The following is an 18,000-nucleotide window of genomic DNA, read 5'->3' as shown; positions in this document are numbered from 1 at the left end:
GTTATCAAAGGCTAATCACGGGGTTGTGTGTCACGAACGCGTCAGTGAGCGTGAGAATTCTGTGAACTTTTCCGCCGTGGATCGTTGTTTTGGGGCCGAAACTGAAACAGGCGCGCCGGGAAACCGCGACGCGCCTGTCAGAATGTTGCAAAAGGGGTTAACCAAGGTCGGGCGCAAGTGCCTCTTGTGACAATTGGCTCACGATCTCGTCCAAAGTCTGGACTTTGGTTTGTTTCTCACCAAGGCGCCGGGTCGATACAGTGCGTTCCTCGACCTCTTTCTTGCCGATGGCCAGAATAACGGGAACTTTGCCCACCGAATGTTCGCGGACCTTATAGTTAATCTTCTCATTGCGCAGATCGGTTTCGGCGCGCACACCAACAGCCCGAAGCGCTTCGGCGACTTCGGTGCAATACTCATCAGCGTCAGACACAATCGAAGCAATCACGACCTGACGTGGGGCCAGCCAGAAGGGCAGCTTGCCTTCCCAGTTTTCGATCAGGATGCCAATAAAGCGTTCAAATGACCCAAGACAGGCGCGGTGCAGCATATAAGGCCGGTGCCGGTCGCCATCCGCCGCAATATAGCTGGCGTTCAGACGTTCTGGCAGGTTCGGGTCAACCTGGAAGGTGCCGCATTGCCAGACCCGTCCGATGGCATCGGTCAGATAAAAGTCGAGCTTGGGCCCGTAAAATGCGCCGTCTCCCGGTTCCAGAACATAATCACGACCAACGGCTTTGATTGCGCTTTCCAGCGCGCCTTCGACGTGATCCCAGCTTTCCTCAGACCCGACTCGTTTTTCGGGCCGGGTGGCAAAGCGGATTTCAAAGTCTTCGAACCCAAGTTCACGGTAAATGTCCGCGAGAAAGTCGATAAAGCGCGCACATTCGTCCTGAATCTGATCTTCAGTACAGAAAATATGCGCGTCATCTTGCGTAAAGCCGCGCACACGCATGATGCCATGCAGCGCGCCCGAAGGTTCAAACCGCGCACAAGAGCCAAACTCGGCCAGCCGCAAGGGCAGGTCGCGATAGCTTTTGAGGCCTTGGTTGAACACCTGAACGTGGCACGGGCAGTTCATCGGTTTGAGCGCATTGATGCGGGTGTGGTCGCGGTTCTTAGCGCTGGCATCGTCATTTTCGCCGTCGCGGCTTTCGTCGACTTCCACAAGGAACATGTGGTGCTGGTATTTTTCCCAGTGCCCGGACGCTTCCCACAATTTGCGGTCCACCACCTGAGGCGTGTTGATTTCGCAGTACCCGCCAGCCCGCTGTTTGCGGCGCATATAATCCTGCAATGCGGTATAAATGGTCCAGCCGTTAGGGTGCCAAAACACCTGACCCGGCGCTTCTTCCTGCATGTGGAACAGGTCCATTTCGCGGCCCAGCTTGCGGTGGTCGCGTTTTTCGGCTTCTTCCAAAAAGTGCAGGTGCTTTTTCAGGTCTTCTTTGTTCTTAAACGCCACGCCGTAGATGCGTTGCAGCTGTGCGTTCTTGCTGTCACCACGCCAATAGGCACCCGAAACGCGCATCAGCTTAAACGCATCCGCCGGAATTTGCCCGGTATGCTGCAAATGCGGACCACGGCACAAATCCTGCCAATGCCCGTGCCAATACATGCGCAACGGCTCGTCGCCGGGGATGGCGTCAATCAGTTCCACTTTATAAGGCTCGTTATTGGCCTCATAAAACGCCACCGCACGATCACGGTCCCACACTTCGGTGGTAACAGGGTCGCGCCGATTGATGATCTCTTTCATCTTTTTTTCGATCGCGCCCAGATCTTCGGGTGTAAACGGCTCTTCGCGGTCAAAATCATAGTACCAGCCATTTTCGATGACCGGACCAATAGTAACTTTGACGTCTGGCCACAGCTCCTGAACAGCGCGGGCCATGACATGGGCGCAGTCATGCCGGATCAGTTCCAGTGCTTCGGCGTCGCTGTCTTTGACGGTGTTGATCGCGATTGAAGCGTTGTCCACGATGGGCCACTGAAGGTCCCAGTGTTTGCCGTCAACAGTTGCAGAAATCGCTTTTTTGCCAAGCGAGTTTGAGATCGACGACGCGACCTCGGCAGGGGTGATGCCGTTCTCGTAGGAACGTGCATTGCCATCAGGAAAAGTAAGGGAAATATCGGCCATGGGCCTCAAGCTCCTCGTCAGTTTGGCGCCTACGGGACGCCCGGTTGCGGGTATATGGTTCGGCAGAGGTTTTGCGCCCTTTGTGGGGGGCAAGTCAAGAGTCGTCGTGCCAGTGAATGGACCAAAGGTATCGCAGGTGCCGCAGGTTAGGTCTGATATCCTTGGAGAACGTTGCGGGAATTGATTGTATCCGCCTCTCTTATTCAGCATTCTGTCGCTGATAATCAGGCATGAGGATACCATGAGCGTCACGCAATTTTTCGACAGCCCGCAAGGGCGCCGCATTGCCTATCACAAGACCGAAGGAAGCGGACCAACAGTGGTGTTTCTGGGCGGATTGAAATCCGACATGCAAGGCACAAAGGCCATTCATCTGGAAGAGTGGGCTAGGGCGCGCGGTCAGTCTTTTCTGCGGTTTGACTATTCCGGGCATGGGGAAAGCTCCGGCACTTTCGAGGAAGGCTGTATCGGGGATTGGCATGAGGACACGCTGGCGGCCGTTGAGACGCTGACAAAGGGGCCATTGGTGCCGGTCGGGTCATCTATGGGTGGTTGGCAGGCCTTGTTATTGGCGCGCGCTATTCCTGAACGGGTGAACGGTATGGTCACAATCGCAGCTGCCCCGGATTTCACCGAAGACGGGTATTGGGAAAACTTCACTGACGCCCAGAAACAAACATTGGAAGATGTCGGTCAGGTGGAATTGCCGTCAGATTATATGGAGCCGTATGTGATCACCAAGCGCATGATCGAAGACGGGCGTCAAAGGTTGGTGTTGCGCAGCCCTTTGACGTTGAATTTTCCAGTGCGTTTCTTACAAGGCAGCGTGGACACCGCCGTGTCCAACCAAACCGCGCTGAAACTGATTGAACATGCCAACGGACCTGACATGCGGCTTGTGCTGGTCAAGGATAAGGATCATCGGTTCTCAGATGACGATTGTCTAAAGCTGATAGAAAATAACGTTGAAGAGGTGATTTTGGCGCCCGAAGTTTTCTGATGCGAACATTTGGCCAGTTTTTGGGACGATCTGTGATTTTCACGTCGGTGCTTGCTGCAGCGCTTTGGACCTGGGGGCCATACGAAAAGATTTCGTTAAAACCTGCGTTTCTGGCGGGCATGATGGGGCAGGATATTGACGCATATCTGGCGGATCAGGAAAGCGTATATGATGACATTACGCCGGGTGTTAAAAAGCGTGTCATCTGGCACGGGCAAGCCGGACAGAAAACAGAAACTGTAATTGTCTATGTGCATGGGTTTTCTGCGACGTCAGAAGAGATCCGCCCGGTGCCGGATCAGGTTGCCGAGGCTCTGGGGGCCAATCTGATCTATACGCGGCTCGAGGGGCATGGCCGTTCAGGCGATGCATTGGCAAAGGCGAGTGTTCAGGGCTGGGCGGATGATGTGGCCGAAGCGATGGAGATTGCCCGGCGTAGCGGCGACAAGGTGATCATTATCGCGACCTCAACCGGTGCCACGTTGGTTTCTGCGATGTTGGATCAGCCCAATGTCATGCGCGATTTACACGGTATGATTTTGATTTCGCCCAATTTTGGGATCAACAATCCGCTTGCGCGATTGCTGACGTTGCCTGCTGCGCGGGATTGGGTGCCACTGGTTGGAGGGCGAGAGCGAAACTGGGAGCCGCAGAACGATGCGCATGGTAGATATTGGACGACGTCTTACCCGGCTGAGGCTTTGCTGCAAATGGCGGCTCTTGTCGAGTATGCGGCAAGCAAGGATTATTCGGGGGTGAAGGTCCCAACGCTGGTCATGTTTTCTGACGCGGATCAGGTGGTATTGGCAAATAAAACACGAGAGGTGTTGTCCGGTTGGGGAGGTCCTTTGACTGTCGAAGAAATCGAACCCAAACCCGGTATTGACCCAAATGCGCATCTCATCGTCGGAGACATATTATCTGCTTCGGTGACGCCTGAGGCTGTGGACATTTTTATAAAATTTATCAAAGGTATATACTGAATACTTTACGTGAAAGGTAAAGAGTTATGGAGCAGCGTGTCAGCCTGATCACATTGGCGGTAAGTGAGCTGGAAGCCTCGGCGGCTTTCTATGAGGCGATGGGATGGCGGCGCGTCGATAGCCCGGACGGTGTGATTGCCTTTGACCTGATCGGGCAGACATTGGGCTTGTACCCCAAAGCAAAGCTGGCCGAGGATATGGGGCTTTCACCCGAGGATATTGGCGGATTTTCCGGTGTCACGTTTGCGCATAACGTGCGTTCTGCAGAAGATGTTGCTCCGATCCTAGCGCGCGCAAAAGCGGCAGGGGGAAAAATTCTGAAACCCGCAGCCGACATTTTCTGGGGTGGACATATTGGCTATTTTTCCGACCCGGACGGGCATGTTTGGGAAGTCGCGCACAACCCGTTTTCGCCGCTGTCTGACGACGGGGCATTTCGCTGGAACGGTTACGGCGCGGAACCTTCGGAAGACAGTTGACCACAGCGTGAAGGCTGGCAAACTGGGCAGCGAAACTGGTTAATACGATTTGAGGATTTTTGAATTATGCAGGAGCCGTTGGTTCTTATCCCCGGCATGATGTGTGATGCGCGGTTGTATGAGGCGCAGGTCACAGCGTTGTCGACTGAGCGGGTTGTGACAATTGCACCAATTACAGAAGGCGAACGCATCGAGGAGATTGCCTCGACCTTGTTGAATCACTTGCCCGCGCGGTTTGCGTTGGCCGGGCTTAGCATGGGCGGCATTGTCGCGATGGAAATCATGCGCCGTGTGCCGGACAGGGTGACGCGTATTGCGTTAATGGATACCAATCCGCTGGCGGAAACGCCTGCAAGTGCAGCGGCTTATGAGCCGTGGATTGTTGGCGCCAAGGCAGGGCGGCTGGAAGAAGTCCTGAGCGAAGTTATGCGCCCGGATTATCTGGCGCCGGGTGTTCAGCGGGCGCAGGTTTTGGCGTTGATGCGTGACATGGGGCTGCATTTGGGTGTGGACATTTTTGTGCGTCAGGCCCGCGCGCTTCAACGACGGCAGGATCAACAGAAAACGCTGCGCCAATGCAAAGTGCCTGCGCTGGTCATGTGCGGAGAACATGATGCTTTGACGCCGGTGAAAAGGCATCAATTCATGGCAGACCTGATCCCGGACGCCACATTAGAGATCGTTCCGGATGCCGGACATTTGCCGACGCTTGAACAATCGGATGCAACGACTGCGATTTTGCGGAATTGGCTGAGCCGATAGGGCTGTAGCGTGCTATTAGATTGCCCGGGTTGGATTGATTAACGAGCCTGCGCCTGCAAAGCACAAAAAAAGCGGGGTCAGTCAGACCCCGCTTTCAATTCTTACGCGTAAATTCGTTTAGACCGCTGCGATCTTCGGCTTTGGTGACTGCTTGGGTTTTGGTGCCTCTGAGTTGGCATCAATAAAGTCCAACACCAGCGGACGGATATTGCTACGCCAGCTCTTGCCCGCAAAGATACCGTAGTGGCCGGCTTCGGGTTCGACATGGCTGGCCTTCTTTTCGTCCGGCAGACCGGTCAGAAGGTCGAGCGCTGCAACACACTGGCCCGGCGCTGTGATGTCATCCTTGGCGCCTTCGACAGTTTTCACGGCAACAGTGGTGATTTTGCCGATATCAACCTTGCGCCCATCCACAACAAATTCGTTTTTCGCGATTTCACCGTTTTTGAAAATGCGTTCAACCGTGGACAGATAAAATTCGGCAGGCATGTCCATGACGGCCAGATATTCGTCGTAAAAGCGGTTATGAGCATCGTGGTCCGAGGCTTCACCACGGGTCACACGCTGAATTTGATCTGAAAACGCTTGTGAGTGACGTTCGCCATTCATCGACATGAATGAAGCAAGCTGAAGCAAGCCGGGGTAAACCATGCGCCCAACGCCCGGGTATTTGAAACCGACGCGCTGGATCATCATTTCTTCCAGCTGGCCCATACCAACCCGGTGACCAAAGTCTGTCACATCTGTTGCGGCTGCGTTTGGATCAATCGGGCCGCCGATCAGTGTCAGCGAACGGGGCTGAGCTTCGGGATCTTCTCCCGCAAGATAGGCCGTGGCCGCAAGCGTCAACGGGGCAGGCTGGCACACAGCGATGACATGCGTGTCCGGACCCAGCTCTTTCATAAAATCAACAAGGTAAAGTGTGTAATCTTCGATATCGAATTTGCCTTCGGATACCGGAATATCGCGCGCATTGTGCCAGTCGGTAATGTAGACTTCGCAATTCACCAACAGGCTTTTGACTGTTGAGCGCAACAAAGTGGCGTAGTGGCCTGACATCGGCGCGACCAGCATCACTTTGCGTGGCTGCTCTTTGCGGCCGACCACATTAAAATGCAGCAAGTCTCCAAACGCGCGCTCTACGACAGGCTCGACATTGACCAGGTGGTCCTTGCCGTCTTCGCAGGTAAAGGTCCGGATGCCCCAGTCGGGTTTGACCACCATGCGCTGAAAAGTGCGTTCTGTGACTTCACCCCAGGCGGCCAGCCAACTGAAGGCCGGGTTGGGAACCACTGAAAACATCGGGTACGATGCCATCGCAGAGGCGGTTGCCCCTAGCCACTGGTTGGTGTTTCGAACGGTCTCCATCAGATCGTACGTGGCCATGTACCGCATTTGCTTCTCCTAAACCTCAGGGTATCTACCCAACAGGCAGCGCTCTATACTGTATTGTAGTAGGGCAATACATTTTGAATGCTGCGTAGCGGCGAGAATAGGGCTAATTGTTAATTATGACAACAAACGAGAATGACGCAGGTCAGAATTTAGAGCGTTTGAATGAGAATTTGACCAAAGTTGAAGAGCTTTCGCGACGTTTGGTTGAAGTGATGACACACCGTAAGCCATTGAGAGATGAGCTGAATTCTCCTGATACCGAGGTGTTCACCAACGCTGCGGGTGCCTATTGGCAAGAAATGATGAGCAACCCCGGAAAAGTCTTTGAAAACCAGCTGGAGTTGTGGAGTAAGTCCGTTCGCCACTTTGTTGACGCGCAAAATCTGCTCATGAAGGGCGAAGATGCTGCAGTGCCGGAAGAGGCCCCGAAAGACCGGCGATTCTCAAACCCGCTGTGGCAGAACCACCCGTATTTCAACTTTCTCAAACAGCAATATATGTTGAATGCCGAAGCTATTGAGAAGTCCGTGACCGAGTTGGAAGGGCTGGATCCAAAAGAAAAGCAACGCATCGAATATTTTTCTCAGCAGATCATCGACATGATGTCGCCGACCAATTTTCTGGGGACAAATCCGGACGTGTTGGAGAAAGCTGTCGAAACCGATGGTCAGTCGCTGATCGATGGGCTTGAAAACCTGATCCGCGATCTGGAAAACAACAATGGCGAGCTGATCGTGCGCCTTGCTGACGAAGACGCGTTTGAGATTGGCCGCAATATTGCCACCGCGCCGGGCAAGGTTGTGTACCGCAACCGAATGTTCGAATTGCTGCAGTTTTCGCCGTCGACCGAAAAAGTGCACGAAATTCCGCTGATCATTTTCCCGCCCTGGATCAACAAATATTACATTCTGGACCTCAAGGAATCCAACAGCCTCATCCGTTGGGCGGTGGATCAGGGCTATACTGTCTTTGTTGTCAGCTGGATCAACCCTGACCGATCCTATGCGGACGTAAGTCTTGACGACTACATTGAAGAGGGGTTTCTGACCGCAATTTCCGAGGTCAAAAAAATCACCAAACAAAATCAGGTCAACGCGGTTGGCTATTGTATCGCGGGAACGACGCTGCACCTGACTTTGTCGTTGCTCAAACAACGCGGGGACAAATCCGTTAAGTCCGCGACGTTCTTTACCACTTTGACTGATTTTTCGGATCAGGGAGAGTTTACACCATTCCTGCAGAACGATTTTATTGACGGGATAGACGACGAAATTACCGAAGAGGGGTTGTTGCGGTCGTTTATCATGCAGCGGACCTTTAGCTTTTTGCGGTCCAATGACCTTGTCTATGGCCCGGCAATCAAAAGCTATATGATGGGGCAGACGCCACCAGCGTTTGATCTGTTGTACTGGAACGGGGATGGGTCTGGGCTTCCGGGGAAAATGGCGCATCAGTATTTGAGACAGCTTTGCCAAAGCAATGAATTTGCTGACGGTGGCGTTGAATTGTGTGGAGAGCGGCTGAGCCTTAAGGATGTTGATATTCCGATCTGTTCGGTGACCTGCGAAACGGATCACATTGCGCGCTGGAAAGATTGTTACAAAGGGTTCCAACAAACCAAGAGCCGGTCAAAGACATTTATTGTGTCTGAGTCTGGTCACATCGCCGGGATTGTGAACCCGCCCAGTAAAAAGAAATACGGCCACTATACAAATGCTGATGTCAAACTGACGTCAGAGGACTGGATGGAAGGGGCGACATTCCATGAAGGGTCATGGTGGCCGCGTTGGGATAAGTGGCTTTCTTCCCGGTCAGGCAAGCAAATTCCAGCCCGGGATTTTGGCGATTCGGAACATCCTGTGCTTGGTGATGCGCCAGGAACCTATGTGAAGGTCAAAGCAACACGTTGATTTTGAACGATCTTCAAAATTTATTCTGCAGTGCAGCAAAAAAAACTTGAAATGCTGCGCCGCAGAAAGCATATTGGGTTCAGAAGACAACGGCAGGCACACCCTGCACAGCAAATAGGAACCGAACAATGACTAAGACACAAGATGTGAACGCGATCCTGAAAGACATGATGGGTGCATTTCCAGTCGACACTTCCGCTCTGGACGACGCTTTCAAAAACACAGCCTCGCTGAACGAAAAACTGAGCGGCGTTGCTCTGGAAGCTGCAGAGAAATCTTCGGAAATCTCGTCGAAATGGACCAAAGACACTCTGTCCAAGCTGGCCGACATGTCCAAAGCCAAATCCGAGCCTGCCGATTACGCAAAAGCGATGACCGATTTCGCCTCTGCTCAAGCTGAAGTTGCTGCCGAAAACATGGCCGCCTTTGCTGAAGTTGCGAAAAAAGTTCAGGCCGAAACTGTTGAGCTGCTGATGGCTGCTGGCAAAGACGCCACAGAAGAAGCAACTGCCGCCGTCAAAAAAGCAACTGACGACGTAACTGCTGCCGCTAAGAAAGCTGGCAAAGTTAAATAAGCTTTAAGACAGGCAATCACTCACTTAATCCTCCCATTAGGTGCAGATTGCAGGGGCAGGCCTTAGGCCTGCCCTTTCTTTTTGTGCTGCAGTCGCATAGTGTTTTCTGCATTGCACAAAACTCTTGGGGAGACGATTGTGGCTGATGAAAAGAAACCACTGTTAATCAAACGTTACGCCAGCCGGCGGCTCTATAATACTGAGACCAGTGACTATGTTACACTGGAAGATATCGCGGGGTTTATCCGCGATGATCGTGAGGTTCAGATCGTCGATCTGAAAACCGGCGATGATCTTACCCGACAATACTTGCTTCAAATTATTGCCGAACACGAAAGCCGCGGCGAAAGCGTGCTGCCGATCAATGTTTTGAATGATTTGGTGAGAAGCTACACCACACAAGCAACAAGCGTTGTGCCTCAATTCCTTGCGGCGTCGTTTGATATGCTACGTGACGGTCAGGAAAAGATGATGGGTGGCATGTCACCCAGCATGAAAATGCCCGGGCTGGAAGCAATGCAGGCGCAGCAAGAGGCCTTTATGAAAGCCATCACCGGTGGCATGAACTGGACCGGCGGCACAGCCCCTGACGACGCGGAAGAGGGCGAACAGGATGATGGCGAAGATTTGGACGCCATCAAAAAACAATTGTCCGAGCTTAATGAAAAGCTGAACAAGCTCAAATAAATGAAAGGCAGGACACATTGTCCTGCCTTTGTCCGTTTACGTGCCAGTGACCAGTGGTCAGGTGCCGTAAGCGCGTTCCTGACCCATTACATCCTGTGCGGCACCAGTTAGTGCGCCAGAAATAATTTCCAGCTCGTCGCGTTTCAGGCGCGCGGGCAGACGCACGTCGCAGGCCTTCATCAACATTTTTCGTGTGGCAGGCAGCTCGGGCAGACCGGAGATAAACTGCCAGTTCCAAAATGCGCGGGCATTGTCGCTGGATTGACCAAAGACCTGAACTTTGACGCCACGCAGATTGGCTGCAGCCTGAAAGGCCTTAATCTGTGCGTTGTCCATCCCAACAAGGTTGAACTGAATGGAATCCGGCGCGCGTTCTTCCGGGGACAGCTTTTCCGGAACCGCCAACCAAGGGGACTGGTTCAGCAGACCGGCGACATAGTCATGGTTGCGACGTCCGTCACGGACCCGGCGCGGCACTTCGTTCAGCTGGGGCCGGATGATAGCCGCCGACAAGTTCGACAGGCGTAGATTGTAAAGCGGGAGTTGGTTCTGCCAACGGGCAAACGCGGCTTCAAGCTCACCCGTGTTATCGCCCACTGGCGATTTGTGCTTTTGCCAATTGTGTTCGTATGCCCCGGACATGATCACGGCGCGCGCGATCAGATCGGCATCATCAGTGATCAGAATGCCGCCTTCGCCAGCATTGATCAGCTTGTAAGACTGAAAGGAAAAGCAACCCACCCGACCGATTGTACCGATGTTTGTGCCGTTCCACGTCGTACCCAGCGAATGTGCGGCGTCTTCGACAATCGGAATGCTACGCGCGTCACACAGGGCCTGGATCACGTCCATATCGGACGTGTGGCCGCGCATGTGGCTGATGATGACGGCCGAAATGGTGTCATCCAGGCGACGTTCAAAATCCGCGATGTCGATGCGGTAATTCTCGCCCACTTCACAGAGAACCGGAATGCAATCTGCGTGAATGACCGAAGATGGCACGGCAGCAAAAGTAAAACCCGGGATCAGCACACGCGCATCGCGCGGCAATCCAAGCGCTTTAAGCGATAGAAACAGAGCAGCTGAGCAAGACGAAACGGCCAGTGCGTATTTGGCGCCCATCATCGTTGCGAATTCTTCTTCAAGAAGCGCAACCGGTGCATTTTCCGGAGCCGTGTACCGGAACAGATCGCCACTTTGAAGCAGTCGGTCTATTTCGGCGCGGGCGGATTCGGGGATGGGTTCGGCGTCATAAACATTCGGCGGAAGAGTCATAGTTTTCAACTTTCTTATGCTCGATATTCAAAAATATAAAACAAAGCGGAGTCGGTGCCAACTGGATTCACAGTAAATGTGTGAATATTCCGTCACGTTACACAAAGGCGTCGCGTCCGTTTGTCCGATAAGTTCTTAATTCAATAGGTGATTTTAGACACCCAAGCGATCACGCAAGGCGTACCAGGTCATTGCCGTCGCCAAAAGCGGGCTGCGCAACAGCGTTCCGCCGGGAAAGGGCGCGGCAGGAATGCGGGCCATAGTGTCAAAACCCTCAGCCTCGCCTGTCAGGGCCATCGCAATAAGCTGACCGGCGTGGGTTGCGGTGCCGACGCCATGGCCGGAATAGCCAGAGGCGCTGATGATGTTTGGTGCAATCCGGCGCAGATAGGGCATGCGTTTCATGGTGATTGCCAGCGTGCCGCCCCATGCATAATCGATGCCGACGTTATGCAGATGGGGGAATATTTCCGTCATCGGTTTGCGCACCAATGCAGCAATGTCCGGCGGGAACCGATACCCATAGCTTTCACCGCCGCCAAACAACAACCGGTTGTCGTGGGACAGCCGGAAATAATTTACGACGAACTTGCTGTCGGCAATCGCGACATCGCGCGCCAGAACTTTGCTGGTGTGGTCGCCCAGCGGTTCTGTTGCGGCGATGAAGTTGTTGATCGGCATAACGCGGGCGGCGACTTTTCGATCAAGATTGCCCTGATATCCATTGCATGCCAGCACAAGATGATCCGCCACAACGCGCCCCTGATCGGTCTTGACGGTGACTTTCTTGTTCCGGATCAGCCCGTGTACATGCGTTTTTTCAAAAATACGGACACCAGCGAATTTTGCAGCACGCGCCAGTCCAAGGCTCAAGGCGAGGGGGTGCAAATGGGCGGCGCCCATGTCCAGCGAACCGCCGACATATTTTCGAGATGGGCAAATCGACTGCATCTGCTCTTGGTGCAGCGGTTCGATCTGGTTGTAGTCGTAAACATCTTGCAGATGCCGTACATAGTTATGTTCCTGCGCCACCTCGCGCTTGGTAAAACAAGCATGTGCGACGCCGGGTTTGAGGTGGCATTCAATGTCATGGCGGTTGATCAGGGTTTTGACCAACATTTTTGCGTCTTCTGCGAGTTGCCAAAGCTTTTGCGCATCATCATTCCCGAGCAACTTTTCAAGCCCGTCCTGCTCCATGCGCTGCCCGGACCCGAGTTGCCCGCCATTGCGTCCTGATGCACCAAACCCAACGCGATGCGCGTCAAGCAAGGTAACGTCATATCCGCGTTCTGCCAGATGCAAAGCGGTGGACAGTCCGGTAAATCCAGCCCCGACCACACAAACATCGGCGCGTGTTTCGCCCCTTAGCTGCTCGAATGGCGGCAGCGGCGTAACTGTGTCCGCATACCAGCTTTTGGGATATTCTCCCTTGCGATCATTACTGTAGAGCAGGTTCACGAGGCGCTCCGGATTAGATTAAAGCCGACAATGTGGCTGCGAGCGTCACACGTTAAGCAAAAGGTGTTCGCGTTCCCATGGGCTGATGACTTCTAGAAACTCTTCGTATTCAGCGCGTTTCACGATGGAATATACACGTGCAAATTCAGGGCCCAGTACCTGATGCAAGGATTTGGCGGCATCAAACATATCCAGCGCGCCGCCCAGAATACGGGGGACAGCTTCTTCGCCATCGTATGCATCGCCTTTGAACTGACGATCTGGGCGTTCCTGTTCGATCAACCCGAGATAGCCGCACGCCAGTGACGCCGCGATGCCGAGATAGGGATTACAATCCATACCAGCGACGCGGTTTTCCACTCGTCGCGCCTGAGGTGACGACAATGGAATGCGGATGCCGGTTGTGCGGTTGTCGCGCCCCCATTCCAGATTGATCGGCGCGGCGTGATCACGCACATATCGGCGGTAGGAATTCACATAGGGTGCCAGCACGGCAATGGCCGAGGGCAGGTGGTTTTGCAATCCGGCGATAAAGTGAAAGAACGCATCGGTGTCGCCGCCTTGTGGTCCGGAAAAGAGGTTTTCATCGGTTTCAATATCAATCACCGAATGATGGATATGCATTGCGGAACCGGGTTCACCTTCGATCGGTTTGGCCATGAACGTGGCATAGCAATTGTGACGCAGGGCCGCCTCGCGGATCAGACGTTTGAAATAAAATACTTCGTCAGCCAGCTTGACCGGGTCGCCGTGCACCATGTTGATTTCCAGCTGTCCGGCGCCGCCTTCTTGCGTGATACCGTCAATCTCGAACCCCTGATGTTCGGCAAAGTCGTAAATGTCATCGATCACCGGGCCGAATTCATCCACAGCCGTCATCGAATAGGCTTGCCGGGCAGCCGCCGGGCGGCCGGACCGACCCATCATCGGCTCGATTGCTTTAGCGGGATCAATGTTGCGCGCGACCAGATAAAACTCTAATTCCGGCGCAACAACGGGCTTCCAGCCTTTGGCGTGATAAAGATCAACGACGCGTTTAAGTACATTACGGGGGCTAAACGGGATAGGGTTGTCGTCGGTGTCAAACGCGTCGTGGATGACCTGCAGTGTCCAGTCCCCGGTCCAGGGGGCGGCGGTGGTCGTATTCCAATCAGGACGCAGGACCATATCACGTTCAATGAAACCACCATCGCCCGCAGCTTCGCCCCAATCGCCTGTTATCGTTTGGTAAAAAATGGAATCGGGAAGATGGAAATAGTCCTGGCGCGCGAATTTCGATGCTGGGACCGCCTTGCCGCGCGCAATGCCGGGCAGGTCTGAAATGATACATTCAACCTCGTCCAGACGCTGCCCCTCTAGATACGCCTGAGCAGCCTGCGGGGCGTTCTGAACCCAGTCGCTCATTACGCCCTCTCTTGGCGAAAGAAATCGGCGAACTGATCAGCGAGAGTTTGGTTGGCGGTGGGTTGGCCCAGGCCGTTCAGGGCATCGGTGAGTTGATCTTCGGGGACAACGCCCTTGCCTCGGATTTTGATCAAACCTTCGATAAAGCCCGCGTCGTATTCAGGGTGGGGTTGAACCGTAAAGGCGCGGTCGCCGTAGACGATTGCTGCGTGGGCACAATGATCCTGACTGGCAATCGTGGTCGCCCCCGGTGGCAATTCGACCACCTGATCCTGATGCCATGCGTGCAGGCCAATTTGCGTGCCCGCGAAATCATAAGTTTGATGTCCGACAACCCAACCGCCAGAGAACTTCTCGACCTTACCACCAAGCGCCTGCGCGATGATCTGATGGCCAAAGCAGACCCCCACCATCGGCACCTTTTCAGATATGGATGCGCGGATGAAATCTTCGAGCGGCGGGATCCAGTCGTGATCCTCATACGCGCCATGGCGGGAGCCGGTAATCAACCAGCCATCGGCGTCCTGAACCGAGGCTGGAAAGTCGCCGTCAACAACGCTCCAGCCTTCAAATTCAAATCCCTGGTTGGCCAGCAACGCAGTGAATGCGTCAATATAGTCGCCATAGTCCTGTAGCATTTCCTCAGGAGGTTTGCCGGTTTGAAGGATGCCGATTTTCATGTGTCACCAATTGGTTCGCGGTTTGAGTTGTCTGACGAGAGTCATACACGTTCCAGATAGGTTTTCCATTGCTCAGATTTAGGAATGTCGCCGAGCAGGCGTAACTCTTGTCGTTTGGTCATGACCATATTGCGGATGAGATCATTTGGCAGGCACCGGGCAATAAATGGGTCTGTTTCGAACAGATCGATTGCGGTTGCCCAGTCTTTGGCGAGTTGCGGCAAGTCCTGATCATAGGCATTCCCGGAAATGGGGGCAGGCGGTGACAGCGTTTTTTCGATCCCTTCGATGGCTGCGCCCAGTACAACGGCAAGCATCAGGTAGGGGTTCACGTCGCCACCAGCTGTGCGGTGTTCAATCCGCCGCGCGGTGGGCGATCCACCGGGAATGCGCAGCGCCGCAGTGCGATTTTCGTAGGCCCAACAGACAGTTGTGGGTGCGTGGGCACCCGGGGCAAAGCGATCATAGCTGGGGCCATGTGGGGCAAAGATAAGCGTGCTGGCCTGCATCGCTGCGGTGCATCCGCCAAGCGCGTGCATCAAAGTCTCGCTGCCCTCGGGCCCGCCATTGTCAAAGACATTGTTGCCTTGGGCATCCAGCACAGAAAAATGCACATGCATGCCATTTCCCGCGTCATCCAGATACGGTTTGGCCATACAAGTCGCCGCCATGCCGTGGTTACGGGCGACGCCACGCAGCAGCAGTTTGAACAACAGCGCATCATCGGCCGCGCGTAGTGCGTTCTGATGGTTCAGCGTAACTTCGAACTGACCCAGCCCCCCCTCGGACGTCATGGTTTGCACCGGGATACCCATCTCGGCAGCGCCCTCGTACAACTCGGTGAAAAAGAGATCAAAAGCGTCCAGTTCATCGAGTGAAAGCACGTCTCCGCAAAAGAGCGCGCGCCCTGAACGCGGGTCTGTGGGCGGCGTCAATGTATCGCCGCTGTCATCCACCAGCGTAAACTCCATCTCGGTTGCGGCCATCACGGTCCAACCGCGTTTTTCGTACCGCTCCAGCACATGACGCAAGGCCTGACGCGGGTCGCCCAGAAAGGGTGTGCCGTCTTCTGATTGCATCATCATGGGCACCAGCGCGGTTGGGGTTTTAAGCCACGGCATCGGGACTGGCCCGCGTTCTGTGGGCATCAACACACCGTCTGCATCACCGGTTTCAAACACCAGCGGGCTGTTGGCGATATCATGACCCCAGATGTCGACATTCAGCGCAGAATACGGCATGCGCACAGCGCCGTTTGACAGCTTTGAGGCATAGGCGGAGGGCAGTCGTTTGCCGCGCATCTGTCCGTTCAGGTCGGCCGCGGCAACGCGAAATGTTTGAAACGGGTCGAGCTTCATCAGACACCTGATCGAATAATTTGATCAAATTATTTACAGGCAATTACAGCTTGTCCAGCCCTAAATTGGCACGTCGGCGTAACGTCGGTATTGCATCGGTATCACGTCGGTCTGGTTTTCAGTCGGGCGCGGCATCGCCACCGCCCGGAAACAGAGAAAATTATCCGGGCAGTGCAGGTGCACTCAGCGAATGATATTCGGACGGAAGCGGATTTTGCGGCGGGCTTCCTTGGGCAAGTGGCGGTTCAGGCGGGCGTTCACCATGCCAAAGATGCTGACCACAACCAATGTCAGGGCAATGAAATATCCGGCCAGAATTGGATAAGGGATAAACGGGTTGAATGTTTTGTCAGCAAAATAGCTGGCGTAATACAACGCGTCGCCTTTTTGACGCCAAGCCGGAAATCCCGAGAAATAGACCAGCGTGGTGGCGTGAAACAGAAAGATCGCCTCGTTCGTGTAAGCAGGCCATGCCAATCGCAGCATGGTTGGAAATGTAACCCGGCGAAATCTATTCCATCCGGTCATGCCATAAGCATCTGCAGCCTCGATGTCGCCTTTGGGGATCGACAACAATGCGCCATAGAATATTTCGCCGGTATATGCGGCAGTGTTAAAGAACAGCACCACAAGCGCGCCAAGCCACGCCGCCGTAAAGGGCGCAAAGATCGGCAGAACCTGTTTCAGAGAGAGGAACAGGAAATAGGCGAAAAAGAACTGAATAAACAGCGGCGAGCCACGGAATATGAAGATGAACCATTCCGCCGGTTTACGCAGCCATTTGTTGGCCGAGCTTTTGCCGACGGCCAGAGCGGTGGCAAAGAAGAAACCGGATATCAGTGCCAGAAGGCCAAAGTAGATGTTCCAGATCATTCCCGAGCCGATCAGCGTGAACTGTTGGCACAGGGTGAAATCCTCTTTGGGCAAGAGGCGTGCGCCAATACCGACAGAACGCAGTGCGTAATCAGCGACGGTGTCCCAACAGCTCATGCGTTGGCCCTCCGCTGGGCTTCGCCGCCTGACGTGGCCTGTCCGTGTGTGAGCCGTTTCATCAGCCGGTCGAGTGCGATTTCAGAGACGCGGGTAAAGGCAAGGTAGAACACGAGGAGCGCAAAGAAGTACCACATGCGCCAGTCGCCATGCGGGTAGGCAGTAAAGCGGGTTGTTTTTGAGCCGCCCATTTCGCGGGCCCAGTAAACAATGTCTTCGACGCCCAGAAGGAACAGCAACGGGGTGGCCTTGATCAGCACCATCCACAGATTGGACAGGCCGGGCAGGGCGTAGACCCACATTTGCGGTACCATGATGCGCCAGAAAGACTGACGATATGTCATGCCATAAGCTTCGGCGGTTTCCATCTGGGCGCGGGGCACGGCGCGCATGGCGCCAAAAATCACGTTGGCGGCAAAGGCGCCAAACACGATGGCAAAGGTGATCACTGCAAGGCTGAAGCCATAAACCTCGTGCACCCATTGGGCGGCGGTCGAGAGCGGCATTTTCGCTTCGGCGCAGACAACAAAATCATTGCCCTGACGGATCGCGTCGGTCCAGTCGCGGCACAGCATTTTATGGCGGGACCATTCGATGGCCTGATCAAGCGCGATGACAAAGAACAGAAAGAAGGCAATGTCAGGCACGCCGCGCACGACGGCGATATAGGCCTTACCGATCCAGCTGAGCGGGGCAAAGCGTGCACGCGCGGCCATAGCGCCGCCGAACCCGAACAAAAGTGCCGTGGGGGCGGTGATGGCCAGCAGCAAGAGCACGGTGCCAAAGGACATATAGAAGGACATGTGCTTGCCCGTGGTCAGGTAGCATGAGAGCCAGGTCAGCCCTTCTAGTGTGGATGGATCAGAACAGTATGAAAACATGTGCATAATCGCGGGGCCGAAAA

At 54.3% G+C, this 18,000-nt stretch carries 16 protein-coding genes; 7 read left to right on the top strand and 9 right to left on the bottom strand.

The features are described from left to right. Positions 1 to 157: 157 nt before the first annotated feature. Positions 158 to 2,140 carry a threonine--tRNA ligase gene (gene thrS, locus ABJI08_RS20975; protein ID WP_348403798.1) on the bottom strand — a complete coding sequence of 661 codons (1,983 nt, stop codon included), beginning with the start codon at positions 2,138 to 2,140 and terminating at the stop codon, positions 158 to 160. Positions 2,141 to 2,381: 241 nt separating this feature from the next. Here thrS and ABJI08_RS20970 point away from each other — a divergent pair, with 241 nt between their 5' ends. From ABJI08_RS20970 to ABJI08_RS20955, 4 genes are all read left to right on the top strand, one after another. Next, positions 2,382 to 3,140: an alpha/beta hydrolase gene (locus tag ABJI08_RS20970; RefSeq protein ID WP_348403797.1), complete on the top strand. Its 759-nt coding sequence runs from the start codon at positions 2,382 to 2,384 to the stop codon at positions 3,138 to 3,140. Then, complete coding sequence (locus ABJI08_RS20965; protein WP_348403796.1) at positions 3,140 to 4,123, top strand: alpha/beta fold hydrolase; 984 nt, start codon at positions 3,140 to 3,142, stop codon at positions 4,121 to 4,123. The genes ABJI08_RS20970 and ABJI08_RS20965 overlap by 1 nt, the downstream gene beginning before the upstream one ends. Before the next feature lie 26 nt (positions 4,124 to 4,149). Continuing rightward, positions 4,150 to 4,602 carry a VOC family protein gene (locus ABJI08_RS20960; RefSeq protein ID WP_348403795.1) on the top strand — a complete coding sequence of 151 codons (453 nt, stop codon included), beginning with the start codon at positions 4,150 to 4,152 and terminating at the stop codon, positions 4,600 to 4,602. A gap of 66 nt (positions 4,603 to 4,668) precedes the next feature. Next, the gene (locus tag ABJI08_RS20955) at positions 4,669 to 5,364 is read left to right on the top strand and encodes an alpha/beta hydrolase (RefSeq protein WP_348403794.1); all 696 of its coding nucleotides are present in this window, start codon (positions 4,669 to 4,671) and stop codon (positions 5,362 to 5,364) included. A gap of 117 nt (positions 5,365 to 5,481) precedes the next feature. Here the strand turns inward: ABJI08_RS20955 and phaZ are convergent, their stop codons facing one another. Next, positions 5,482 to 6,759: a polyhydroxyalkanoate depolymerase gene (gene phaZ / locus ABJI08_RS20950; RefSeq protein WP_348403793.1), complete on the bottom strand. Its 1,278-nt coding sequence runs from the start codon at positions 6,757 to 6,759 to the stop codon at positions 5,482 to 5,484. A 116-nt stretch (positions 6,760 to 6,875) separates the two neighbouring features. Between phaZ and phaC the strand changes: the two genes are divergently transcribed. From phaC to phaR, 3 genes are all read left to right on the top strand, one after another. Beyond that, positions 6,876 to 8,669: a class I poly(R)-hydroxyalkanoic acid synthase gene (gene phaC, locus ABJI08_RS20945; RefSeq protein ID WP_348403792.1), complete on the top strand. Its 1,794-nt coding sequence runs from the start codon at positions 6,876 to 6,878 to the stop codon at positions 8,667 to 8,669. A 128-nt stretch (positions 8,670 to 8,797) separates the two neighbouring features. Continuing rightward, entirely contained in the window at positions 8,798 to 9,244 is a 447-nt protein-coding gene (locus tag ABJI08_RS20940) for a phasin family protein (protein ID WP_348403791.1), read from the top strand. Positions 9,245 to 9,382: 138 nt separating this feature from the next. Continuing rightward, on the top strand, positions 9,383 to 9,931 hold the full coding sequence (gene phaR / locus ABJI08_RS20935; RefSeq protein WP_348403790.1) for a polyhydroxyalkanoate synthesis repressor PhaR: 549 nt from the start codon (positions 9,383 to 9,385) through the stop codon (positions 9,929 to 9,931). Positions 9,932 to 9,988: 57 nt separating this feature from the next. On the opposite strand, the gene ABJI08_RS20930 is transcribed toward phaR, so the two are convergent. From ABJI08_RS20930 to ABJI08_RS20900, 7 genes are all read right to left on the bottom strand, one after another. Continuing rightward, positions 9,989 to 11,206: an aminotransferase class I/II-fold pyridoxal phosphate-dependent enzyme gene (locus tag ABJI08_RS20930; RefSeq protein WP_348403789.1), complete on the bottom strand. Its 1,218-nt coding sequence runs from the start codon at positions 11,204 to 11,206 to the stop codon at positions 9,989 to 9,991. Between the two features lie 153 nt (positions 11,207 to 11,359). Then, a complete protein-coding gene (locus ABJI08_RS20925; protein WP_348403788.1) occupies positions 11,360 to 12,664 on the bottom strand; it encodes an FAD-binding oxidoreductase in 1,305 nt (434 codons plus the stop codon). A 45-nt stretch (positions 12,665 to 12,709) separates the two neighbouring features. Then, complete coding sequence (locus ABJI08_RS20920; protein ID WP_348403787.1) at positions 12,710 to 14,068, bottom strand: glutamine synthetase family protein; 1,359 nt, start codon at positions 14,066 to 14,068, stop codon at positions 12,710 to 12,712. Continuing rightward, entirely contained in the window at positions 14,068 to 14,748 is a 681-nt protein-coding gene (locus tag ABJI08_RS20915; protein WP_348403786.1) for a type 1 glutamine amidotransferase, read from the bottom strand. The genes ABJI08_RS20920 and ABJI08_RS20915 overlap by 1 nt, the downstream gene beginning before the upstream one ends. Before the next feature lie 41 nt (positions 14,749 to 14,789). Beyond that, positions 14,790 to 16,106 (bottom strand): glutamine synthetase family protein, encoded by a 1,317-nt coding sequence (locus ABJI08_RS20910; protein ID WP_348403785.1) that lies wholly within the window; start codon positions 16,104 to 16,106, stop codon positions 14,790 to 14,792. Between the two features lie 183 nt (positions 16,107 to 16,289). Beyond that, complete coding sequence (locus ABJI08_RS20905; protein ID WP_348403784.1) at positions 16,290 to 17,096, bottom strand: ABC transporter permease subunit; 807 nt, start codon at positions 17,094 to 17,096, stop codon at positions 16,290 to 16,292. Beyond that, a complete protein-coding gene (locus tag ABJI08_RS20900; RefSeq protein ID WP_348404018.1) occupies positions 17,093 to 17,977 on the bottom strand; it encodes an ABC transporter permease subunit in 885 nt (294 codons plus the stop codon). The genes ABJI08_RS20905 and ABJI08_RS20900 overlap by 4 nt, the downstream gene beginning before the upstream one ends. Positions 17,978 to 18,000: the final 23 nt, after the last annotated feature.

It is taken from the genome of Shimia sp., assembly GCF_039969785.1.
Classification (GTDB): Bacteria; Pseudomonadota; Alphaproteobacteria; order Rhodobacterales; family Rhodobacteraceae; genus Shimia.
This window is presented reverse-complemented; position numbering and strand designations above follow the sequence as displayed.